Annotated in this window: 19 protein-coding genes and 2 tRNA genes; 4 read left to right on the top strand and 17 right to left on the bottom strand. The window is 54.7% G+C overall.

From position 1 onward, the window contains the following. The first annotated feature begins 81 nt into the window (after positions 1–81). From ubiU to AC6I8C_RS02285, 3 genes are all read left to right on the top strand, one after another. The gene (gene ubiU / locus AC6I8C_RS02295) at positions 82–1,077 is read left to right on the top strand and encodes a ubiquinone anaerobic biosynthesis protein UbiU (protein ID WP_013359918.1); all 996 of its coding nucleotides are present in this window, start codon (positions 82–84) and stop codon (positions 1,075–1,077) included. Between the two features lie 9 nt (positions 1,078–1,086). After that, the gene (locus AC6I8C_RS02290; protein ID WP_497823297.1) at positions 1,087–1,965 is read left to right on the top strand and encodes a U32 family peptidase; all 879 of its coding nucleotides are present in this window, start codon (positions 1,087–1,089) and stop codon (positions 1,963–1,965) included. Positions 1,966–2,080: 115 nt separating this feature from the next. Then, positions 2,081–3,091, top strand: coding sequence for a luciferase-like monooxygenase (locus AC6I8C_RS02285; RefSeq protein ID WP_033781665.1), 1,011 nt, complete (start codon positions 2,081–2,083; stop codon positions 3,089–3,091). Here the strand turns inward: AC6I8C_RS02285 and AC6I8C_RS02280 are convergent, their stop codons facing one another. Then, entirely contained in the window at positions 3,092–4,012 is a 921-nt protein-coding gene (locus tag AC6I8C_RS02280; protein ID WP_497821486.1) for an AraC family transcriptional regulator, read from the bottom strand. Between the two features lie 174 nt (positions 4,013–4,186). On the opposite strand from AC6I8C_RS02280, the gene AC6I8C_RS02275 reads away from it, so the two are divergent. Continuing rightward, entirely contained in the window at positions 4,187–4,933 is a 747-nt protein-coding gene (locus AC6I8C_RS02275; protein ID WP_497821485.1) for an SDR family NAD(P)-dependent oxidoreductase, read from the top strand. 55 nt (positions 4,934–4,988) lie between these two features. Here AC6I8C_RS02275 and AC6I8C_RS02270 read toward each other — a convergent pair whose 3' ends face one another. The 16 genes from AC6I8C_RS02270 to ftsH all read right to left on the bottom strand — a co-directional run bounded on the left by AC6I8C_RS02270 (position 4,989) and on the right by ftsH (position 22,247). Beyond that, positions 4,989–6,911 (bottom strand): DEAD/DEAH family ATP-dependent RNA helicase, encoded by a 1,923-nt coding sequence (locus tag AC6I8C_RS02270; RefSeq protein ID WP_013359913.1) that lies wholly within the window; start codon positions 6,909–6,911, stop codon positions 4,989–4,991. Between the two features lie 16 nt (positions 6,912–6,927). Beyond that, positions 6,928–6,984, bottom strand: coding sequence for a protein YrbN (gene yrbN, locus AC6I8C_RS02265; protein WP_098053093.1), 57 nt, complete (start codon positions 6,982–6,984; stop codon positions 6,928–6,930). Between the two features lie 105 nt (positions 6,985–7,089). Continuing rightward, positions 7,090–7,974, bottom strand: a complete 885-nt coding sequence (gene nlpI / locus AC6I8C_RS02260) for a lipoprotein NlpI (RefSeq protein ID WP_010251765.1) — start codon at positions 7,972–7,974, stop codon at positions 7,090–7,092. Between the two features lie 129 nt (positions 7,975–8,103). Next, complete coding sequence (gene pnp, locus AC6I8C_RS02255) at positions 8,104–10,239, bottom strand: polyribonucleotide nucleotidyltransferase (RefSeq protein ID WP_497821484.1); 2,136 nt, start codon at positions 10,237–10,239, stop codon at positions 8,104–8,106. A 310-nt stretch (positions 10,240–10,549) separates the two neighbouring features. Continuing rightward, on the bottom strand, positions 10,550–10,819 hold the full coding sequence (rpsO, locus tag AC6I8C_RS02250) for a 30S ribosomal protein S15 (RefSeq protein ID WP_003851063.1): 270 nt from the start codon (positions 10,817–10,819) through the stop codon (positions 10,550–10,552). 131 nt (positions 10,820–10,950) lie between these two features. Then, on the bottom strand, positions 10,951–11,895 hold the full coding sequence (truB, locus tag AC6I8C_RS02245; protein ID WP_033781661.1) for a tRNA pseudouridine(55) synthase TruB: 945 nt from the start codon (positions 11,893–11,895) through the stop codon (positions 10,951–10,953). Beyond that, a complete protein-coding gene (gene rbfA / locus AC6I8C_RS02240) occupies positions 11,895–12,302 on the bottom strand; it encodes a 30S ribosome-binding factor RbfA (RefSeq protein WP_033731320.1) in 408 nt (135 codons plus the stop codon). Before rbfA ends, truB begins: the two co-directional genes overlap by 1 nt. Positions 12,303–12,367: 65 nt before the next feature. Continuing rightward, positions 12,368–15,061 carry a translation initiation factor IF-2 gene (gene infB, locus AC6I8C_RS02235; protein ID WP_013359910.1) on the bottom strand — a complete coding sequence of 898 codons (2,694 nt, stop codon included), beginning with the start codon at positions 15,059–15,061 and terminating at the stop codon, positions 12,368–12,370. Between the two features lie 17 nt (positions 15,062–15,078). Then, positions 15,079–16,566, bottom strand: coding sequence for a transcription termination factor NusA (gene nusA, locus AC6I8C_RS02230; RefSeq protein WP_061061455.1), 1,488 nt, complete (start codon positions 16,564–16,566; stop codon positions 15,079–15,081). Positions 16,567–16,590: 24 nt separating this feature from the next. Further along, positions 16,591–17,043, bottom strand: coding sequence for a ribosome maturation factor RimP (rimP, locus tag AC6I8C_RS02225; protein ID WP_010251795.1), 453 nt, complete (start codon positions 17,041–17,043; stop codon positions 16,591–16,593). A 212-nt stretch (positions 17,044–17,255) separates the two neighbouring features. Beyond that, positions 17,256–17,332 (bottom strand) — tRNA-Met (locus tag AC6I8C_RS02220). 59 nt (positions 17,333–17,391) lie between these two features. Next, positions 17,392–17,478: transfer RNA gene (locus AC6I8C_RS02215), tRNA-Leu, on the bottom strand. Between the two features lie 37 nt (positions 17,479–17,515). Beyond that, positions 17,516–17,854 carry a preprotein translocase subunit SecG gene (gene secG, locus AC6I8C_RS02210; protein ID WP_003851074.1) on the bottom strand — a complete coding sequence of 113 codons (339 nt, stop codon included), beginning with the start codon at positions 17,852–17,854 and terminating at the stop codon, positions 17,516–17,518. Between the two features lie 217 nt (positions 17,855–18,071). Beyond that, positions 18,072–19,406, bottom strand: a complete 1,335-nt coding sequence (glmM, locus tag AC6I8C_RS02205; protein WP_497821483.1) for a phosphoglucosamine mutase — start codon at positions 19,404–19,406, stop codon at positions 18,072–18,074. Further along, positions 19,403–20,242, bottom strand: a complete 840-nt coding sequence (gene folP / locus AC6I8C_RS02200) for a dihydropteroate synthase (RefSeq protein WP_497821482.1) — start codon at positions 20,240–20,242, stop codon at positions 19,403–19,405. Before folP ends, glmM begins: the two co-directional genes overlap by 4 nt. 79 nt (positions 20,243–20,321) lie before the next feature. Continuing rightward, on the bottom strand, positions 20,322–22,247 hold the full coding sequence (gene ftsH, locus AC6I8C_RS02195) for an ATP-dependent zinc metalloprotease FtsH (RefSeq protein WP_033731314.1): 1,926 nt from the start codon (positions 22,245–22,247) through the stop codon (positions 20,322–20,324). Positions 22,248–22,346 lie beyond the last annotated feature (99 nt).

Raw genomic sequence — 22,346 nt, 5'->3', positions numbered from 1 at the left:
GAATTTCACTGCCCCAAATCAACACGCTCGCCGGACCAGATGCCTAGACTCGACGCCCATCGCATGTTGAGAGGAACACCTATGGAACTGCTCTGCCCGGCAGGAAACTTACCCGCAGTGCGCACCGCCACAGAGAATGGCGCAGATGCGGTCTATGTGGGACTGAAAGATGACACCAATGCCCGACACTTTGCGGGCCTGAACTTCACCGATAAAAAGCTGGCTGAAGCGGCGCGCTATCTTCATCAGCATCGGCGCAAACTGCATGTGGCGATCAACACGTTTGCCCACCCGGATGGCATGGGACGCTGGCAGCGGGCGATTGATGTGGCGGCGCAAAACGGAGCCGACGCGCTGATTCTGGCCGATATTGCCACGCTGGAGTATGCCGCGAAGCATTATCCACAGGTTGAACGTCATCTCTCTGTGCAGGCTTCGGCAACCAATCTTGAGGCGATTCGCTTTTATCATCGCCACTTCAATCTGCAGCGCGTGGTGCTGCCGCGGGTGTTGTCGATCCATCAGGTAAAACAACTGGCGCGCAGCACGCCGGTGCCGCTGGAGGTGTTCGCCTTTGGCAGCCTGTGCATTATGGCGGAAGGCCGCTGCTATCTCTCCTCCTGGATGACCGGCGAATCGCCTAACAGCGCAGGTGCCTGCTCCCCGGCGAAGTTTGTGCGCTGGCAGCAGACGCCGCAGGGCATGGAGTCACGCCTGAATGAGGTGTTAATCGATCGCTACGCGCCCGATGAGAGCGCTGGTTACCCGACGCTCTGCAAAGGACGCTATGAGGTTAACAATCAGCGTTATCACGTGCTGGAGGAGCCTGCCAGTCTGAACACACTGGAACTGCTGCCGGAGCTGCTGCGGGCAGGCATCGCCTCGGTGAAAATCGAAGGCCGCCAGCGCAGTCCCGCCTACGTCGCTGATGTGGCGCGCGTCTGGCGTCAGGCGATCGATCGCTGCAAGGCGCAGCCGGAACAGTTTGACGTCGCGCCACAGTGGATGCAGACGCTGGGCGATCTCTCTGAAGGCACGCAAACCACGCTGGGTGCTTATCACCGTGAATGGCAATAAGGAGTCATGATGCAATATGCCCTTGGGCCGGTGCTCTGGTACTGGCCGACCGATACGCTGGAAGATTTCTACCAGCAGGCTGCCCGCAGTAGTGCGGATATTATTTATCTCGGCGAGGCGGTGTGCAGTAAACGCCGCGCCACGCCCTATGCCCGCTGGATGGCGCTGGCGCGTGACGTGGCGTCCAGCGGCAAACAGGTCGTACTCAGCACGCTGGCGCTGCTGCAATCCCCTTCTGAGCTGAAAGAGCTGCAGCGCTATGTAGAAAACGGCGAGTTCCTGATTGAAGCCAATGATATCGGCACGGTCAATATGGCCGCTGAGCGTCATCTGCCTTTTGTCGCCGGTCCGACGCTGAATGTCTATAACGCCGACACGCTGCAGCTGCTGGTCAAAGAGGGCATGACGCGCTGGTGTATGCCGGTGGAGATGTCGCGTGACTGGCTGCTACAGCTGCTGGCACAGTGCGAAACGCGGGGTATCCGTCAGCAGTTTGAGGTGGAGGTGATGGGCTACGGTCATCTGCCGCTGGCATTGTCAGCGCGCTGCTTCACCGCCCGCTCGGAAAACCGCGCGAAAGATGACTGCGAAACCTGCTGCATCAACTATCCGACAGGCCGCCGCGTCAATTCTCAGGAGGGACAGCAGGTGTTCGTCCTCAATGGCATTCAGACCATGAGTGGCTACTGCTATAACCTGGGTAACGATCTGGCGGAAATGCGTGGCCAGGTCGATTGCGTGAGACTCTCGCCGCAGGATACGTCGACGCTGGCTGAGATTGACCGTTTCCGCGCCAATGAAAATGGCCAGGCCCCGCTTATGGTTGCGAAAGGCTGCGATTGTAACGGTTACTGGCGCAAACTGGCGGGTATGACGCTGGCATCCTGAGTAAAAGCACATACCGGCTATATTCCTGCTGAGGTTAGCAGTTTTAATATAAGGAATGATGCGTAATACTAAATGGTGCAGGTTTTTACGCCTGCGCCATACAACGGGAGTAGTCATGTCTGATAAAAAACCTCTTCGCCTGTCCGTGCTGGATCTTGCGCCGATTCCACAGGGCGCGACCGCACGGGATGCGTTCCATAATTCACTGGCGCTGGCGCGTCAGGCTGAAAAACTGGGCTTCGAACGCTACTGGCTGGCTGAACATCACAACATGACAGGGATTGCCAGCGCTGCGACGTCGGTGTTGATCGGCTATCTGGCGGCGAACACCGAGACCCTGAAGCTGGGTTCCGGCGGCATTATGCTGCCTAACCATGCGCCACTGGTCATCGCCGAGCAGTTTGGCACCCTGGCCTCTCTCTATCCTGGCCGTATCGACCTCGGCTTAGGCCGTGCGCCCGGTTCTGACCAGCGCACCATGATGGCGCTGCGCCGTCACCAGGCCAGCATGCACGCTGACACCTTTCCCGAAGATGTGGCTGAGCTGATTCACTGGTTTGATGCTGACCCGGATGCGCAACTGCCGGTCCAGCCAGTGCCGGGTCTGGGCCTGAAGATCCCGGTCTGGCTGCTCGGTTCCAGCCTCTACAGCGCGCAGCTGTCAGCGAAAATGGGCCTGCCGTTTGCCTTTGCCTCCCATTTCGCGCCTGACCAGCTCTTCCAGGCGCTGCACGTGTATCGTGAGAACTTCCAGCCTTCAGCGCGTCTCGACAAGCCGTATGCCACCGTCTGTATTAACGTGGTTGCCGCTGATAATGAACGTGATGCGCGCTTCCTGTTTACCTCGCAGCAGCAGCAGTTTATTAACCTGCGCCGCGGCAAACCTGGCCCGTTGCCGGCACCGGTTGAGAACATGGATAACCTCTGGTCGCCGTCAGAGCAGTATGGCGTGCAGCAGGCGCTGAGCATGTCGCTGGTAGGCGATACCGACAAGGTGCGTCATGGCCTGGCCTCGCTGATGCGTGAAACGCAGGCGGATGAAATTATGGTTAATGGCCAGATTTTTGACAGCGAGGCACGTCTGCGCTCCTTTGCCATTGCGATGGAAGCGGCAAACAGCCTGTAATCAGTTTTGCGGTGGGCGCAGGGTATCCGGGTTCACCGCCAGCTGACGACTGTCCCTGGCCGGGGATTGCCCATACAGGCGGCGATACTCCCGGCTGAACTGTGATGCGCTCTGATAGCCTACCCGATAGCCTGCCGTACCGGCATCCAGCTTTTCCACCATCATCAGACGTCGCGCCTCATTGAGCCGTAGCTGTTTCTGGTATTGCATCGGCGTCATGGCCGTGACGGCTTTGAAGTGATGATGCAGCGAAGAGATACTCATGCCGACACTGCTGGCGAGCTGGTCTATCTTCAGCGGCTGATGAAAATTCTCCCGCAACCAGCGGGCAGCCTGCGCCACCCGGTTACCCGGCCGCTCAGCCAGCGCCATGTTCAGGATGCGCGATCCCTCCGGTCCGGTCAGCAGCCGGTAGAAAATCTCCTGCTCGATGAGCGGGGCCAGCGCTTCAATATCTTCCGGATGGTCAAGCAGACGCACTAGCCGGATGACCGCATCCACCAGCAAAGGTGAAACCTTATGCACGGTGACACCACGTTCATTGCCTGCGGTCGACAGCGGCAGCGCTGGCGGAAACTGTTCAAGGTAGCGCATAAGCCGGGATTCATTAATAGCGATACCTATCCCGAGATTCGGCTTTTCCGGCGTGGCGACAGTAACGCAGGCGCGCACTGGCATATCCAGCGTCACCAGCAGCAGATCTCCCGGTCCATAGTGCAGCACCTCATCACCCATATGCAGTGCTTTGCTGCCCTGCGCCACCAGCGCAAAACTGGCCCATTGAGCAAAGTGCATCGGCTCAGTGGGTGCTGAAACCCGGCCAAAAAACAGGCAATCGATGGCGCTGGAATGCCGGCCATCCTCCGGCGCATGACGGGCAATTAACTGTGCCAGCGCCTGCCACTTGTCACTCTCTGTCACTGCGTTCTCTCCTTCCGCTCTCTGTGCCGATATTACCTGACGTCAGGTGAAATACCTGTCCTGCTGCCACACTTTTGCAGGATCGTGCAAGAAGCTTGCAGGATTGCGCTACCCGTTTTTCGTCACCAGCGCGCATAGTCTTTCGACGCAATCATTACGGCGGAGAATGACATAATGAAAGCACTGCAGAACAAAATCGCACTGGTGACAGGCGCCTCAAAAGGCATTGGTGCAGCGATTGCCATCGCGTTCGCCGCAGCGGGCGCCAGGGTCGTGGTCAACTATCGTCAGGACGAGGTGGGAGCGGCAGACGTGGTCAACGATATCGTCACGCTGGGCAGTGAAGCCGTAGCGGTACAGGCTGATATTTCTCATCTGCGGGACGTGGAACGGCTGTTTGCCACCACCGCAGAGTGTTTTGGCGCACCCGATATTGTGGTGAATAATGCGGGCAGTTTTCATCATGGCGAGTTTGCGGCGCTGACGCCGGAGGAGATGCAGCAGCAGATTAACGTTAACCTGCTCGGCACGCTGATAGTCTGTCAGCAGGCGATTCGTCACTTTCCCGCGCACGGTGGCAGCATTATTAATCTCAGCGCCCTGAACAGTAAAAACAGTACGCCAGGTTCCGTGCTCTGGGCGGCCACCAAAGGTGCAGTGGATACGCTGACTCAGGGGCTGGCGCGCGAGCTGGGCGCAAAAAATATCCGGGTTAACGCACTGGCACCTGGCATGATTCTGACCGAAGGATTGCTGGCCGCGAAAAGGATGAGCCCGCAGCTCAAGGCACAGCTGCTGGCGGCTACCCCGCTGGGGCGTTTTGGTCTGCCGGAGGATGTGGCGCAGGTCGCACTGTTTCTGGCCTCTGAAGAGTCCGCTTATGTCAGCGGCGAGCGCGTTATGATCAGCGGCGGTGCCTGACAGGCATAAAAAAAGGGAAGCCAGCGGCTTCCCTTTTCGTTACGACGTTAAGTCGTTATGCATCACGACGACGTGGAGCGGCAGCTGCGCCTTCTTCACGACGTGGACCACGGCTACCTTCACGGTTGAAAGTACGTCCACCGCCTTCACGACCACCTTCACGGCGTTCAGAAGAGAAGCGACGACCACCTTCACGGTTGGCTGCGCCAGGACCGCTGCGACGCTCACCGCCAGCACCGGCTGGACGACGATCGCCACGGCCTTCGTTTGGCTGTGCATCACCCAGCAGCTGCATATTCATCGGTTTGTTCAGAATACGCGTACGGGTGAAGTGCTGCAGCACATCGCCTGGCATGCCTTTCGGCAGCTCGATAGTCGAGTGGTTACCGAACAGCTTGATGTTACCGATGTAACGGCTGCTGATGTCGCCTTCGTTAGCGATAGCGCCAACGATGTGACGAACTTCAACACCATCATCACGGCCCACTTCGATGCGGTACAGCTGCATTTCGCCAACGTCACGACGTTCGCGACGTGGACGATCGCCATCACGGCTGTCACGGCTTTCACGTGGGCCACGATCGCTACGCGCTTCACGGCTGTCACGACGGCCATCACGCTCGTCACGATCGCGGTATTCGCGACGTGCAGGACGTGGTGCTTCTGGTGGCAGAATCAGAGGACGTTCGCCCTGTGCCATCTTCAGCAGTGCGGCTGCCAGCGTTTCCAGATCCAGTTCATCTTCCGGCTGCATTTTAGTCAGCAGAGCACGGTACTGATCCAGATCGCTGCTTTCCAGCTGCTGCTGAACTTTAGCGGCAAACTTAGCCAGACGACGCTCACCCAGCAGTTCTGCGTTAGGCAGCTCGACTTCAGGAATAGTCAGCTTCATGGTACGTTCGATGTTGCGCAGCAGACGACGCTCGCGGTTCTCAACGAACAGCAGCGCACGGCCAGCACGACCGGCACGACCGGTACGGCCGATACGGTGAACGTATGATTCTGCATCCATCGGGATGTCGTAGTTTACAACCAGGCTGATACGCTCAACGTCCAGGCCACGGGCCGCAACGTCGGTTGCAATCAGGATGTCCAGACGACCATCTTTCAGGCGCTCCAGCGTCTGCTCACGCAGTGCCTGGTTCATATCACCGTTCAGCGCGGCGCTGTTATAGCCACTACGCTCCAGCGCTTCTGCCACTTCCAGCGTTGCGTTTTTAGTACGCACGAAGATGATGGCAGCATCAAAGTCTTCTGCTTCCAGGAAGCGAACCAGTGCGTCTGTTTTACGACCGTAAGCGGTCCAGTAACTCTGGCTGATGTCAGGACGCGTTGTCATGCTTGACTGAATACGCACTTCCTGTGGATCTTTCATGAAGCGTTTGGTGATGCGACGAATCGCTTCCGGCATGGTTGCAGAGAACAGCGCAGTCTGATGACCGGCTGGAATCTGAGCCATGATGGTTTCAACGTCTTCGATGAAGCCCATACGCAGCATTTCATCAGCTTCATCCAGCACCAGGCCGCGCAGGTTAGAGAGTTCTAACGTGCCGCGTTTCAGGTGGTCAAGCAGACGACCAGGGGTACCCACAACAACCTGTGGTCCCTGACGCAGAGCGCGCAGCTGCACGTCATAACGCTGGCCGCCGTAAAGGGCAACCACGTTCAGGCCACGCATGTGCTTAGAGAATTCAGTGATTGCTTCAGCAACCTGTACCGCCAGTTCGCGGGTCGGTGCCAGCACCAGAATCTGTGGTGCTTTAACAGTCGGGTCGATGTTGTTTAACAGCGGCAGAGAGAACGCCGCAGTTTTACCACTCCCGGTCTGCGCCATGCCTAACACGTCACGGCCCGCCAGCAGGTGAGGAATACACTCAGCCTGGATTGGGGATGGCTTTACGTAGCCCATGCCATTCAGTGATTCAAGGATGTCGGCGTTCAGGCCAAGGTCAGCAAAAGTGGTTTGAATATCAGTCATGTAGTACACGTGCCTCTTAGATTGCGGCGGCCAGTCTACATAACTCGTCGTGAAAACTTTCAGTCATTTTCATCAAAAAGTGTGAACCGGCTCAAATTAGAAGTTTTGACGAACAGAAAAGCCTTCATCCCTTAAGATGATGACTTAACAGGTTTTACAGGCATATTAAGTTCGTCAGCTATTGCTGGTCAGATTCTGATAAATCGTCTTGTGCCTGGCCGAGTTGCGCCAGTTCCAACAATGCGTATCGGTGTTCAACAAAGTTGTTAACGTTGTTGGCCACCGCCAGTTTGAACAACGCTTTCGCGTCGTCCTTCTCCCCCAGACTTAGGTAGTACTTACCTAAATAGAAGTTGGTTTCACTGAGATGTTCAGCGAGCGAGGTGTTATCCGTTGCGTCCGCCTTGAGACTTTCCATCAACGTTTTCTCGTTGATATCTCCAAGGTAGAACTCGACAATATTCCATCCCCATTGGTCTCTGACCGCTTTGTCGTGACGCTGTTGAAGCGCGACTTTTGCCTTGTCGACATCCATCTCACGTTCAACGAGATAGAGCCACAGACTGCGGAAAGGATCGTTAGGATCGTCTTGATAAAACGCCAGCAGATCATCTTGCGCTAACTTGTATCGACCGCCGTAATAGAGGGCGATACCACGGTTTAAATGCGCATAGTTGTAAGTTGGATCAAGCTCAAGTACAGAATCAAACGCTTCATAGGCGGCATCAAAGTTGCCCGCCTGCGTTAAATATATGCCTAAGTAGTTAAACACTTCGGGCATATCTGGTCTTATAGACAGCGCTTGCGAAAAATCGTTCCGCGCTAATGCCCGCAGACCTAAACTATCATACAACACTCCGCGCTCATATAACAGCTGTGCGCGTTCATCATCGGTGAGAGCGCGACTGGCAAGAATTTGTTCCATGCGCGCCAGTATCACTTCCTGCTGCAGTGTGGGCTGTAAAGGCACTGCAAGAACTTCGTTCTTACGCCAATTGGAGTTGCTGCATCCTGCCAGCGTCAAAGCTGTCGCAACAAAACACCAGCGCAGAAAAGGCTTCATTTCCCACTCCCGAATACAAACATTGGGATAACCATCCTGTCATCCGCCTGCTGTGCACAAGGATTCCCGCCCTCGCGATGATACAAACGCCCCTCTCTGCCAGGCAAAGAGGGGCAAATCAGCAACGACTTATTCAGCGTCAGGCGTGGTCACCGCTGCAGCTTCTTCAGTCTGCGGCTTAGTTTCTGTCGCTTCTTTGATGCTCAGGCGTACGCGACCCTGGCGATCAACTTCCATCACCTTAACCGGCACTTCCTGACCCATCTGCAGATAGTCAGTCACTTTTTCAACGCGCTTATCAGCGATTTGTGAAATGTGAACCAGACCTTCTTTACCGCCGCCGATAGCAACGAAGGCACCGAAGTCAACGATACGGGTCACTTTACCACTGTAAATGCGGCCCACTTCGATTTCTGCAGTGATCTCTTCGATACGACGAATCGCTTCTTTCGCTTTCAGACCATCGGTCGCAGCGATTTTCACGGTGCCGTCATCTTCGATTTCAATCGTCGTGCCGGTCTCTTCGGTCAGTGCACGAATCACTGAGCCGCCTTTACCGATCACATCTTTGATCTTGTCAGAGCTGATTTTGATGGTGTAGATGCGTGGAGCGAATTCAGAAATCTCAGTACGCGGTGTGCTGATAGCCTGTTCCATCACGCCCAGAATGTGCAGACGCGCACCCTTGGCCTGGTTCAGGGCTTCCTGCATGATTTCACGCGTGATGCCTTCGATTTTGATGTCCATCTGCAGCGCGGTGATACCTTCACGGCTACCGGCTACTTTGAAGTCCATGTCGCCCAGGTGATCTTCGTCGCCCAGGATGTCTGACAGAACTACAAACTTCTCATCTTCTTTTACCAGACCCATTGCGATACCGGCAACGGCGGCTTTAATTGGCACACCTGCATCCATCAGCGCCAGTGAGGCACCGCAGACAGAGGCCATCGAAGAAGAGCCGTTAGATTCAGTGATTTCAGACACCACACGCACGGTGTAAGGGAAATCTTCCGCTTTAGGCATTACCGCTAACACACCGCGCTTCGCCAGACGACCGTGACCAATTTCACGACGCTTCGGCGAACCGACCATGCCGGTTTCACCGACAGAGTATGGAGGGAAGTTGTAATGGAACAGGAAGCTGTCGGTACGTTCGCCCATCAGCTCATCCAGGTTCTGCGCATCACGGGTAGTACCCAGCGTTGCCGTAACCAGTGCCTGCGTCTCACCACGGGTAAACAGTGATGAACCGTGAGTACGTGGCAATACGCCAGTACGCACGTCCAGACCGCGGATCATATCTTTTTCACGGCCATCGATACGTGGCTCGCCATTCAGGATGCGGGTACGAACGACGGTTTTTTCGAGGCTATGCACGATGTCGCCGATTTCTGAACCATCCAGCGTTTCATCTTCAGCCAGCAGCGCAGCAATGGTTTCGTCTTTGATGACGCCAACCTGCGCGTAACGCTCCTGCTTGTCAGTGATGCGGTAAGCATCGCTGATGCGCGCTTCTGCCAGGGCAGCAACACGAGAAATCAACGGGGTGTTAGCCGCTTCTGGCTGCCAGTCCCAGCGTGGTTTGCCTGCTTCAGCCACCAGGGCATTGATGTTTTCGATAACGATCTGCTGCTGGTCATGGCCAAAGACCACGGCGCCCAGCATCTGCTCTTCTGACAGGATCTCAGCTTCAGATTCAACCATCAGAACGGCATTCTGCGTACCGGCAACGACCAGATCCAGACGAGACTGTTTCAGCTCATCTGCGGTTGGGTTCAGAACATATTGATCGTTAATGTAACCGACACGCGCAGCACCAATCGGGCCATTAAACGGCAGACCAGAAAGCGCCAGTGCAGCAGAGGCACCAATCATTGCAACGATGTCCGGATGAACCTGTGGGTTAACAGACACCACGGTGGCAATAACCTGGACTTCGTTAACAAAACCTTCCGGGAACAGCGGACGAATCGGGCGGTCAATCAGACGCGAAATCAGGGTTTCGCCTTCGCTTGGACGGCCTTCACGACGGAAGAAGCTGCCTGGGATACGACCAGCAGCGTAAGTACGCTCCTGATAGTTCACGGTCAGTGGGAAGAAGTCCTGACCTGGTTTAGATTTTTTCTGACCTACGACAGTGACGAACACTGCAGTATCGTCCATGCTCACCATCACAGCGGCTGTCGCCTGGCGAGCCATCATGCCGGTTTCCAGCGTGACGGTATGTTGACCATATTGGAATTTGCGTACGATCGGATTCAGCAAAATCAAAGTCCTTAACTTCGGGGCTGGGCTATCTGTAGCCCGCCATTGATTACCAATCTTCAGCTGCATCCTCGCGACTAATGACAACCCTCGACCGCCCCTGCGGTAAAGCCTCTCATTAGCCGCGCGAAATTCTGCAAACTAAAGATCACACTAAGCAACAATACATCAGTTTGGCCCGGATTGCTGCCGATTGCTCGAAAAAAGGGGCCATAAAGGCCCCCTCTTCACGAAACTCGCACAAATCTGATCGTAAGCTGCACACAGTGCAAAAGCTCGCATAATGCCCCGACGATCAGATTCTTCAGACTTAGCGACGCAGACCGAGACTTTCGATCAGGCTGCTGTAGCGTGCAACGTCTTTACGCTTCAGGTAGTCCAGCAGCTTACGACGCTGAGATACCATGCGCAGCAGACCGCGGCGGCTGTGATGGTCTTTTTTGTGCTCAGAGAAGTGACCCTGCAGATGGGTAATCTGCGCGGTCAACAGGGCAACCTGAACTTCAGTTGAACCGCTGTCGTTAGCACCACGGCCATATTTAGCAACGATCTCTGCTTTAGCTTCTACGCTTAGAGACATAATAAACTCCAGTAATATATGAATGTATGGGTGCCGATCTCTAATTCAGCATCCCGCTTTAAAGCCGCGCTATTCTACTCTGCGCCCGATAGCAACGCAAATGCCCCATCAGCGAAAAGTGAACGCCTGGCTTAATCCTGATACTCAACCACCAAACGACGTGGCGCGAGGCGGCCATCATCGGCAATTTCTGCCATACCGATAAACTTACGCGCTTCACCTTCCGATACCCTGACCAGCCCGTGCGCAGGCGCATTGCTGGCCTGCACCGGCTGTCCCTGGCGGAAAAAATCTGCCACGGCGGGCGGGATATTCACTTCAGGGAAATCAGAGGCGGGGCTGTCCATCGGCAATAACAGCGGATCGAGCTGCGTTTCCAGTGGGATGCCCGCTTCTGTGGCTTCGGCCAGCAGGGTATTGAGCTGTTCCAGCGTCACCATCCGTTCATACGGATAACGGGCAACCTGTACACGTCGCAGCATGATGACATGCGCACCGCATCCCAGCTTTTCGCCCAGATCATCGATGATGGTACGGATATAGGTGCCTTTGGAGCAGTGAATTTCCAGCTCCAGCTCATTATCCTGCCAGCGAATAAACTGCAGCTCATAGACCGTGATCGGGCGCGGTTCACGCTCAATCACAATGCCCTGACGCGCATATTCATACAGCGGACGACCCTGATGCTTCAGCGCTGAAAACATTGATGGCACCTGCAGCGTGTCGCCGCGGAAGCTCTCAAGGGCGCTATCCAGATCGGCCTGACTGAAGCTGACCGGACGAGTCTGCACGATGTTGCCATCGGCGTCTGACGTGTCAGTGCGCTCGCCCAGTCGGGCAATCACACGGTAGCGTTTGTCGGAATCGAGCAGATACTGCGAAAACTTGGTCGCTTCACCCAGGCAGATTGGCAACATGCCGGTGGCCAGTGGATCAAGCGCGCCGGTATGGCCTGCGCGATTGGCGTTGAAGATACGCTTCACTTTCTGCAGGACATCATTCGACGAAACGCCTTGTGGCTTATCCAGCAACAACACGCCATGGACGTCGCGACCGCGACGACGCGGACGACTCATTACGCCTCCTCGTCATCGCCGGTGGCATCCGGACCACGGCGCTCTGCATCGTTCTTCACGACGCTGGTGACGAGGTTAGACATGCGCATCCCTTCGACTAACGAGTTGTCGTAGAAGAACGTCAGCTCAGGCACGATACGCAGGCGCATCGCTTTGCCGAGCAGAATGCGAATGTAACCTGAGGCTTCTTTCAGCGCTTTCAGGCCATGCTTAATCGCATCTTCATCTTTGTCGTTGAGGAACGTTACGAACACTTTTGCGTAAGCAAGATCGCGTGACACTTCAACGCCGGATACGGTGACCATCATGCCAAGGCGCGGATCTTTAATCTCACGCTGCAGGATCATCGCAATCTCTTTTTGCAGCTCTTGTGACACGCGCTGCGGGCGACCAAATTCTTTCGCCATCATTATTTCTCCCAAATAATTCGGGAGGCCAGAGGCCTCCCAAATTGCCACACATCAGCAGTCTATTACTCGATGGTGCGTTTAATTTCGATGATTTCAAACACTTCGATCATATCGCCAACGCGAACGTCGTTGTAGTTCTTCACGCCGATACCGCACTCCATGCCGTTACGCACTTCGTTGACGTCATCTTTAAAGCGACGCAGAGATTCCAGCTCGCCTTCGTAAATCACCACGTTGTCACGCAGGACACGGATTGGATTGTGACGTTTGATGTTACCTTCCGTCACCATACAACCGGCAATCGCGCCAAACTTCGGTGATTTGAACACGTCGCGCACTGCAGCCAGACCAATGATCTGCTGTTTGTACTCTGGTGCCAGCATGCCGCTCATCGCCGCTTTAACTTCGTCAATCAGGTTATAGATGACAGAGTAGTAGCGCAGATCCAGGCTTTCTGCGTCAATGACGCGACGCGCAGAGGCATCGGCACGAACGTTGAAGCCAAGGAGGATGGCGTTAGAAGCAGCCGCCAGGGTTGCATCGGTTTCGGTAATCCCGCCTACGCCTGAACCCACAATCTTCACCTTCACTTCGTCGGTGGAGAGTTTTTGCAGGGAATCAGAGATGGCTTCCACAGAACCCTGAACGTCAGCTTTCAGAACGATGTTCAGTTCAGACACTTCGCCTTCGGTCATGTTAGCAAACATGTTCTCGAGCTTAGATTTCTGCTGGCGAGCCAGTTTAACTTCGCGGAATTTGCCCTGACGATAGAGCGCAACTTCACGTGCTTTCTTCTCGTCACGAACCACGGTCGCTTCATCACCCGCAGCCGGCACGCCGGACAGGCCCAGAATCTCAACCGGGATAGAAGGACCCGCTTCCAGAACTTCGCGACCCAGTTCGTCACGCATTGCACGAACACGGCCATATTCGAAACCACAAAGAACGATGTCGCCTTTGTTGAGCGTACCTTCACGAACCAGCACGGTAGCAACCGGACCACGACCTTTGTCGAGGAACGATTCAATCACTACGCCGCTCGCCATACCTTCACGGATAGCGGTCAGTTCCAGCACTTCCGCCTGCAGCAGGATAGCGTTTAACAGGTCATCAATGCCGGTACCCGCTTTCGCAGAGACATTCACGAACATGTTTTCGCCGCCCCACTCTTCCGGAATAATTCCGTACTGAGTCAGTTCGTTTTTAACACGATCCGGATCCGCTTCTGGCTTATCGCACTTGTTCACGGCAACCACAACCGGCACTTTAGCGGCTTTGGCGTGCTGAATAGCTTCGACAGTCTGTGGCATCACGCCATCGTCCGCTGCGACAACCAGGATAACGATATCGGTCGCCTGTGCACCACGTGCACGCATCGCGGTAAACGCGGCGTGGCCCGGGGTATCCAGGAAGGTGACCATACCGTTGTCGGTTTCAACGTGGTAAGCACCAATGTGCTGTGTAATACCGCCCGCTTCGCCAGAGGCGATTTTAGTGGAGCGGATATAGTCCAGCAGAGAGGTTTTACCGTGGTCGACGTGGCCCATGATGGTCACAACCGGCGCACGAGACTCCTGTGCCGCATCGGTATCACGATCGTCCATTACCGCTTCTTCCAGCTCGTTCTCACGACGCAGGGTCACTTTGTGGCCCATCTCTTCGGCTACGAGCTGTGCAGTTTCCTGATCGATGACCTGGTTGATAGTCGCCATGGCGCCCATCTTCATCATCGCTTTGATGACCAGAGAACCTTTCACCGCCATTTTGTTCGCCAGTTCGGCTACGGTGATGGTTTCGCCAATCACAACATCGCGGTTAACGGCCTGCGCTGGCTTGTTGAAGCCCTGCTGCAGTGCGCTAGGTTTGCGATGCTTACCGCCTTTACCGCCACGAACCTGCGCACGCGCTTCTTCACGGTCAGTTTTGGCTTCAGAATGTTTGTTGCCTTTTTTCGCCGGACGCGCAGCTTTAGCAGTCGTACGCGCACGCGCACGGCCTGCTTCAACCTGACGGTCGTTTTCGTCTTCTGCCTGACGGGCGTGGGTCGAAGTGGTGACGTGATAGTCGCCTTTATCCTCTTCTTCCGGTTTTTCCCATTCAGCTGATTTCTCTTCAGCCAGACGGCGGGCTTCTTCGGCTACGAGGCGGGCAGCCTCTTCAAGCTTACGGCGGGCTTCTTCTTCAGCTTTACGCTTCAGTTCAGCAGCTTCAGCTTCGCGACGGGCTTTGTCTGATTGCGCAGCCCTGGTCACTTCGTCGGTAGGTTGATTTGTCACTTTGTCATTTTCCGCTGCTGCACGTTTGGCCTTATCAGCGGCTTCGCGCCTTGCTTTATCTTCGGCTTCACGTTGCGCTTTCTGTTCAGCTTCGCGACGGGCTTTTTCTTCAGCCTCGCGTTGCGCCTGCTCTTCCGCTTCACGCTGCGCCTGGGCTTCAGCTTCTGCCTGAGCTTGCTCAGACTCTGCATCACCTTTCACATAGGTACGCTTTTTGCGGACTTCAATTTGCACCGACTTACTTTTACCCCCGGTGCCTGGAATATTCAAGGTGCTGCGCGTTTTACGCTGCAGCGTCAGCTTAGCTGAACCGACCTGACCGTGTTCACGGTTCAGATGAGATAGTAAGGTTTCTTTCTCTTGCTGGGTCACCGCGTCATTTTCAGACTTAGGGATCCCCGCATCAGCAAATTGCTGTACCAGGCGATCGACCGGAGTCTGAATTTCTGCGGCCAGCGATTTTACGGTTACATCTGTCATGCTGTTCCTTCCTGTTATTACGCGTCATCGCCGAACCAGCAGATATTACGTGCGGCCATAATCAGCGCGCCGGCTTGTTCATCAGACATGCCTTCAATATCCGTCAGATCGTCAACACCTTGCTCAGCGAGATCTTCCAGCGTGCAAACGCCTTTTGACGCCAGGCGGAACGCCAGCGCACGATCGAGGCCTTCAAGATTCAGAAGATCCGCTGCGGGCTCCTGATTTCCAAGACTCTCTTCTTTCGCCAGTGCCAGGGTGGTTAACGCATTTTTTGCTCGTTCACGCAGGGCTTCAATGGTCTCTTCATCAAGGCCGTCGACTTCCAGCAGCTCGTTGATTGGCACGTATGCCAGCTCTTCCAGCGAGGAGAAGCCCTCTTCCACCAGTACGGTGGCGAACTCTTCGTCGATGTCGAGATGTTTAGTGAACATATCGATCGCTGCATGCGCTTCAGCCTGATGCTTAGCCTGCAGATCATCGACGGTCATCACGTTCAGCTCCCAGCCACTCAGCTGCGAAGCGAGACGCACGTTTTGGCCGTTACGGCCGATCGCCTGAGCCAGATTGCCAGCTTCTACGGCGATATCCATGGTGTGATTATCTTCATCAACCACGATTGACGCCACATCGGCCGGAGCCATGGCGTTAATAACAAACTGCGCCGGGTTATCGTCCCACAACACGATATCGATACGCTCGCCGCCGAGTTCACTGGAAACAGCCTGAACACGTGCGCCGCGCATGCCCACACAGGCACCCACCGGATCGATACGTTTATCGTTGGTTTTGACTGCAATTTTAGCGCGCGAACCCGGATCGCGGGCAGCGGCTTTAATTTCAATCAGTTCTTCGCCAATTTCTGGCACCTCAATGCGGAACAGTTCAATCAGCATTTCCGGTTTGGAACGCGTCACGAACAGCTGCGCGCCACGCGCTTCCGGACGTACAGAGTAGAGTACGCCACGAATACGGTCGCCTGGACGGAAGTTTTCACGCGGCAGCATATCTTCGCGCAGAATGACCGCTTCGGCATTGCTGCCAAGGTCGAGGGAAATGTTGTCGCGGTTAACTTTTTTCACCACACCGGTGATGATTTCGCCTTCCTGCTCACGGAACTGATCAACCACCATCGCGCGCTCAGCTTCGCGCACTTTTTGCACGATAACCTGCTTAGCGGTCTGGGTAGTGATACGGTCAAAGGTGACCGATTCAATCTGATCTTCGACATATTCGCCCAGATTGAATGCTTCATCTTCGAAGCGGGCCGCATCCAGCGTGATCTCGCGCGTCGGCTGTGTCACCTCTTCTACGATTTCCCAGCGGCGGAAAGTATCGAAATCGCCACTGCGGCGATCAATGCTGACGCGTACTTCAATTTCCTGCTCGTACTTTTTCTTGGTCGCAGTCGCCAGCGCGCTCTCCAGCGCTTCGAAGATTTTCTCACGCGGCAGGGCTTTTTCGTTAGAAACGGCTTCTACAACAGCTAAGATCTCTTTGTTCATCCTGGTTAGCCTCAATCCGGACTTTTAAAAGTGGGGGACCAGGTTCGCTTTCTGAATATTACTCAGCGCGAACACTTCATCGCTACCCTCAACGTGCACCGTGATCATCTCGCCATCAACTGACTTGATGGTTCCCTGCCATTTACGGCGGTTCTGAACGGCCATACGCAACACCAGACTCACTTCTTCACCCATAAAACGGGTGTAGTGTTCTGCGGTGAACAGAGGACGATCGAGTCCCGGTGAAGAGACTTCAAGGTTGTAAGGTACCGTAATCGGATCTTCAACATCCATTACCGCACTTACCTGGTGGCTGACATCGGCGCAATCATCGACATTGATGCCATCTTCACTATCAATATAGATGCGCAGGATAGATGTGCGACTACGAACGAATTCAATTCCAACCAGTTCGTAACCCAGCGCTTCTACGGGAGCCGATACCAACTCTGTCAATTTTTGCTCTAATGTGGACAAGCCCACCCCCAAGACATAAAAAAAGGGCCTATAGCCCAGTATTACGATTCGCTAATAACAAAAAACCCCGAATATTCGGGGCTTTTAGTCACTGGACCCTGTATGCCGCAATGCGGCCCGGACTCCATCCAAAGAATTTTCTTTCAAAAAATAGCCGTGAATGCGTCCGTCGATGCATACAGTATATTTGAAAAAGAACTCAAAGGGAAAATTGGTTGCGGGGGCCGGATTTGAACCGACGACCTTCGGGTTATGAGCCCGACGAGCTACCAGGCTGCTCCACCCCGCGTCCGAAAACGTGGCGAATAATACGCCAGACCTGCATAAAATGCAAGAGATACTGCTATTTGGTACCGAGGACGGGACTTGAACCCGTAAGCCCAATCGGGCACTACCACCTCAAGGTAGCGTGTCTACCAATTCCACCACCACGGCACTGCACTGACCACAACGATTCGTTGTGCTGACGACCTTACTTAGGAATATCGCTGCCCGGTGTAACCGGTTGAGCTGGCTTTTCAGTCTGTTGAGAAGACTGCGCCGGCGCAGAAAGATTTTCCCACTCGCTTCCTTTCGAGGCTTTATTGCTGTTCAGATTACCCAGAACCAGGCTGATGATGAAGAACAGTGCCGCTAAGATGCCAGTGGTACGGGTCATGAAATTACCTGAACCCGAAGAACCAAACACCGTACCGGATGCGCCTGCACCGAATGAGGCTCCCATATCAGCGCCTTTGCCTTGCTGCAGCATGATCATACCCACGAGGGCGATAGCTACAATAAGGAAAACAACTAAAAGAGCTTCGTACATATTCAACCTGTTCCTTGCACGATAATCGTACAGTTAAAGCTTCAACCAGTATTGATGGGGCATCTCGTCATCACCCATCAGAAGCGGGTGTGAATACTAACCAAAGGCGCATATCTCTGCAAGTGCAATTTCTCTTACGCAAACTGATTGCAGAAAAAAGCGCCATCCCGGTGATTTTACAGGCGGTTCAGTATTCTGAAGACCGCCTTTAAGACGGTTAAACCGCCTTAACCTGATCGGCAATACGATTAGCCAGTTCGGTGACCTGCGCCTCATTTTCGCCTTCGACCATCACACGAATCAGCGGCTCAGTGCCTGACTTACGCAACAGAACGCGTCCGCGACCCGCCAGCGCTTTCTCCACTTCGGCGGTAACCATTTTCACGGCGTCGCTTTGCAGCGGGTCATGCTCGCCCGCGAAGCGTACGTTGACCAGAACCTGCGGCAGCATCTTCATGCCACTGCAGAGATCGTGCAGGCTCATGTGGTTACGCACCATCGCAGTAAGCACTTGCAAACTTGCAACGATACCGTCTCCGGTGGTGGTTTTATCCAGCAGGATCACATGACCGGAGTTCTCCGCGCCGAGACGCCAGCCCTTCTCCTGCATCTTTTCCAGCACATAGCGGTCACCGACTTTGGCACGGGTAAACGGAATGCCGAGCTGTTTCAGCGCTAATTCCAGGCCCATGTTGCTCATCAGCGTACCCACTACACCGCCACGTAACTGTCCCTGACGAAGCGCTTCACGTGCAATGATGTAAAGGATCTGGTCGCCGTCCACTTTGTCACCCAGATGGTCAATCATCATGATGCGGTCGCCGTCGCCATCATAGGCCAGACCGATATCTGCCTTCTCTGCCAGTACGCGCTGCTGCAGCAGTTTAAGATCGGTCGCGCCGCACTCTTTGTTGATGTTCATGCCGTCTGGCTGCACACCGATTGCGATGACGGTTGCGCCCAGCTCGCGCAGGACATTCGGCGCAATGTGGTAAGTGGCGCCATTGGCACAGTCGACCACAATTTTCAGGGCATTCAGATTGAGCTCGCTGGGGAAAGTCCCCTTACTGAACTCAATGTAACGCCCCGCTGCATCGACGATGCGGCTGGCGCGCCCTAACTGCGCGGACTCCACGCAGGTAATTGGCTTTTCCATTTCCAGCTCAATCGCTTCTTCCACGTCATCAGGCAGTTTGGTGCCTTCGGACGAGAAGAATTTAATGCCGTTGTCGTCAAACGGATTGTGCGACGCTGAAATAACGATGCCCGCCTCAGCGCGGAAAGTGCGGGTCAAATAGGCGATGGCGGGGGTCGGCATCGGACCGGTAAACGCAGCGGTCAGGCCTGCGGCGGCGAGACCCGCTTCCAGCGCAGACTCCAGCATATAGCCAGAGATACGGGTATCTTTGCCGATGATGATCTTTTTGGAACCGTGGCGCGCCAGTACTTTACCCGCGGCCCAGCCCAGCTTCAGGACGAAATCTGGCGTGATAGGTGTTTCACCGACTTTGCCGCGAATGCCGTCTGTACCGAAATATTTACGATTACTCATGATGTTCCTTTTGCTCTTTGGGTCGCTTCGACCACGCGCATCGCTTCGGCCGTCTCTTTTACGTCATGGGCGCGAATAATCTGCGCGCCCTGCATGGCAGCAATCACCGCGCAGCTCAGGCTGCCGGTTAAACGCTGTGATGGGCCGACATTTAACAACTGGCCAATCATCGATTTACGCGACATCCCCACCAGCAGTGGCAGACCAAAGTGGTGAAAATCGCTGAGATGAGCCAGCAATTCATAATTGTGGCTGAGATTTTTACCGAAACCGAAGCCCGGGTCGAGTATCAGCTGCTCTTTTTTCATTCCCGCCGCTTCGCAACGCGCAATCTGCTGAGCGAAGTAAGTGTCCACTTCGCTTAAGATGTTTTCGTAAACCGGTGCCTGCTGCATGGTGCGCGGTTCGCCCTGCATATGCATTAAACAGACAGGCAGTCCGGTTGCGGCAGCAGCTTCCAGTGCCCCCGGTTCGGAGAGTGAGCGGACATCGTTAATGATGTGAGCACCCACTCGCGCGGCTTCCCGGATCACGTCCGCTTTAGAGGTGTCTACTGAAATCCAGACTTCGAAACGCTGGGCAATGGCATCGATCACCGGAATGACCCGCTCCAGCTCCTCCTCCACACTGACCTCATCAGCGCCAGGACGGGTTGATTCGCCGCCTACATCGATAATGGTTGCGCCGGCATTAACCATCTCATTGGTATGCGTCAGCGCATCGACCAGCGCGTTATGTTTACCACCATCTGAAAAGGAGTCCGGCGTGACATTCAGAATGCCCATCACATGTGGAAACGATAAATCGAGATGGGAATCACGGGCAAACAACTTCATGGTGAAAACTCCTTGCTGATCAATATCTGGATGTAAAAAACCCCGGACCAGCCGGGGTTTTGTCTGACGATGATGCGTCTTATTTGTTGTACTGCTCTGACATAGTATTGCCTGGATTCGGCGTACGCGGTTCATCAACCGGACGTGGCGCTTTTGGCGTACCGTTGCTGTCTGAGTTGCTGCCTGGATCTTCCCAGCCCGCTGGCGGACGCACTTCGCGGCGTGCCATCAGGTCGTCGATCTGTGGTGCATCAATGGTTTCATACTTCATCAGCGCATCTTTCATCGCGTGAAGAATGTCCATGTTCTCACCCAGAATGCGACGGGCACGCTGGTAGTTGCTGTCGATCAGGTGCTTAACTTCCTGGTCGATGATGCGGGCCGTTTCATCGGACATATGTTTCGCTTTCGCGACAGAACGTCCAAGGAACACTTCACCCTCTTCTTCTGCATACAGCAACGGACCCAGTTTTTCAGAGAAGCCCCACTGCGTCACCATGTTACGTGCCAGATTCGTCGCGACTTTGATGTCGTTGGACGCACCGGTAGAAACATGTTCCACACCGTAGATGATCTCTTCTGCCAGGCGACCGCCATACAGCGTTGAGATCTGGCTTTCCAGTTTCTGACGACTGGCGCTAATCGCGTCGCCTTCAGGCAGGAAGAAGGTCACACCCAGCGCACGGCCGCGCGGGATAATCGTGACTTTATGCACCGGATCATGCTCTGGCACCAGGCGGCCAATAATGGCGTGGCCCGCTTCGTGATAGGCAGTGGATTCTTTCTGCGATTCCGTCATCACCATGGAGCGACGTTCCGCACCCATCATGATTTTGTCTTTCGCTTTCTCGAACTCAACCATCGACACGACACGCTTGTTTGAACGAGCGGCGAACAGCGCTGCTTCGTTCACCAGGTTGGCCAGATCGGCACCGGAGAAGCCTGGCGTACCACGTGCAATGATCGCAGCATCAATGTCGGTTGCCAGTGGCACACGACGCATATGCACTTTCAGGATCTGCTCACGACCACGTACGTCTGGCAAACCGACCACAACCTGACGGTCAAAGCGGCCTGGACGCAGCAGGGCAGGGTCCAGTACGTCAGGACGGTTAGTCGCGGCGATAACGATAATTCCTTCGTTACCTTCGAAACCATCCATCTCAACCAGCATCTGGTTCAGCGTCTGCTCACGTTCATCATGACCACCGCCTAAACCGGCGCCACGCTGACGACCGACGGCGTCGATCTCATCGATGAAGATGATGCACGGTGCGGCTTTCTTGGCCTGTTCGAACATGTCGCGCACACGGGATGCACCGACACCGACAAACATTTCTACAAAGTCAGAACCGGAAATAGTGAAGAAAGGCACTTTGGCTTCACCGGCAATCGCTTTTGCCAGCAGGGTTTTACCGGTACCCGGCGGCCCCACCATCAGAACGCCTTTTGGAATTTTACCGCCCAGCTTCTGGAAACGGCTCGGCTCACGCAGATATTCCACCAGCTCAGCCACTTCATCTTTCGCTTCATCACAACCCGCAACGTCGGCGAAAGTGGTTTTAATCTGGTCTTCTGTCAACATGCGGGCTTTGCTTTTGCCGAAGGACATCGCGCCCTTACCGCCGCCGCCCTGCATCTGACGCATAAAGAAGATCCACACACCGATCAGCAGCAGCATCGGGAACCACGAAATGAAGATCGAAGCCAGCAGGCTCGGTTCTTCCGGCGGTTCGCCAACCACTTTGACGTTTTTGGTCAAGAGGTTATCGAGCAACTTAGGATCATTGACAGGAATGTAGGTGGTATATTTATTGCTGTCTTTTTTGACAACGTTAATTTCACGCCCGTTAATACGTGCCTCGCGGACCTGATCCTGGTTCACTTCCGACAGGAAGGTTGAATAATCAACCCGACGGCCATTCGACTCGCTGGGCCCAAAGCTCTGGAATACTGACATCAGCACGACCGCGATGACTAACCAGAGAATCAGGTTTTTCGCCATGTCACTCAAGGGATTAACCTCATATTACATCGGTGTTAACAGATAGCGTAGGGTACTATAGTTCCTGCATACATGGAATCGCAGCAAAGCTGCGGACTT

Source organism: Pantoea sp. X-Soil-YNGN-844, from assembly GCF_059730595.1.
The sequence above is the reverse complement of the archived record's forward strand: the minus strand, read 5'-3'. Positions and strand labels throughout refer to the sequence as shown.

What these genes read in the sequence shown, in the direction of transcription:
- ftsH (WP_033731314.1), bottom strand. Translation starts at nt 22,247, where the DNA reads ATGGCGAAAAACCTGATTCTCTGGTTAGTCATCGCGGTCGTGCTGATG.
- glmM (WP_497821483.1), bottom strand. Translation starts at nt 19,406, where the DNA reads ATGAGTAATCGTAAATATTTCGGTACAGACGGCATTCGCGGCAAAGTC.
- AC6I8C_RS02275 (WP_497821485.1), top strand. Translation starts at nt 4,187, where the DNA reads ATGAAAGCACTGCAGAACAAAATCGCACTGGTGACAGGCGCCTCAAAA.
- AC6I8C_RS02285 (WP_033781665.1), top strand. Translation starts at nt 2,081, where the DNA reads ATGTCTGATAAAAAACCTCTTCGCCTGTCCGTGCTGGATCTTGCGCCG.
- ubiU (WP_013359918.1), top strand. Translation starts at nt 82, where the DNA reads ATGGAACTGCTCTGCCCGGCAGGAAACTTACCCGCAGTGCGCACCGCC.
- nlpI (WP_010251765.1), bottom strand. Translation starts at nt 7,974, where the DNA reads ATGAAGCCTTTTCTGCGCTGGTGTTTTGTTGCGACAGCTTTGACGCTG.
- truB (WP_033781661.1), bottom strand. Translation starts at nt 11,895, where the DNA reads ATGAGTCGTCCGCGTCGTCGCGGTCGCGACGTCCATGGCGTGTTGTTG.
- rpsO (WP_003851063.1), bottom strand. Translation starts at nt 10,819, where the DNA reads ATGTCTCTAAGCGTAGAAGCTAAAGCAGAGATCGTTGCTAAATATGGC.
- AC6I8C_RS02270 (WP_013359913.1), bottom strand. Translation starts at nt 6,911, where the DNA reads ATGACTGATATTCAAACCACTTTTGCTGACCTTGGCCTGAACGCCGAC.
- rbfA (WP_033731320.1), bottom strand. Translation starts at nt 12,302, where the DNA reads ATGGCGAAAGAATTTGGTCGCCCGCAGCGCGTGTCACAAGAGCTGCAA.
- infB (WP_013359910.1), bottom strand. Translation starts at nt 15,061, where the DNA reads ATGACAGATGTAACCGTAAAATCGCTGGCCGCAGAAATTCAGACTCCG.
- secG (WP_003851074.1), bottom strand. Translation starts at nt 17,854, where the DNA reads ATGTACGAAGCTCTTTTAGTTGTTTTCCTTATTGTAGCTATCGCCCTC.
- AC6I8C_RS02290 (WP_497823297.1), top strand. Translation starts at nt 1,087, where the DNA reads ATGCAATATGCCCTTGGGCCGGTGCTCTGGTACTGGCCGACCGATACG.
- nusA (WP_061061455.1), bottom strand. Translation starts at nt 16,566, where the DNA reads ATGAACAAAGAGATCTTAGCTGTTGTAGAAGCCGTTTCTAACGAAAAA.
- folP (WP_497821482.1), bottom strand. Translation starts at nt 20,242, where the DNA reads ATGAAGTTGTTTGCCCGTGATTCCCATCTCGATTTATCGTTTCCACAT.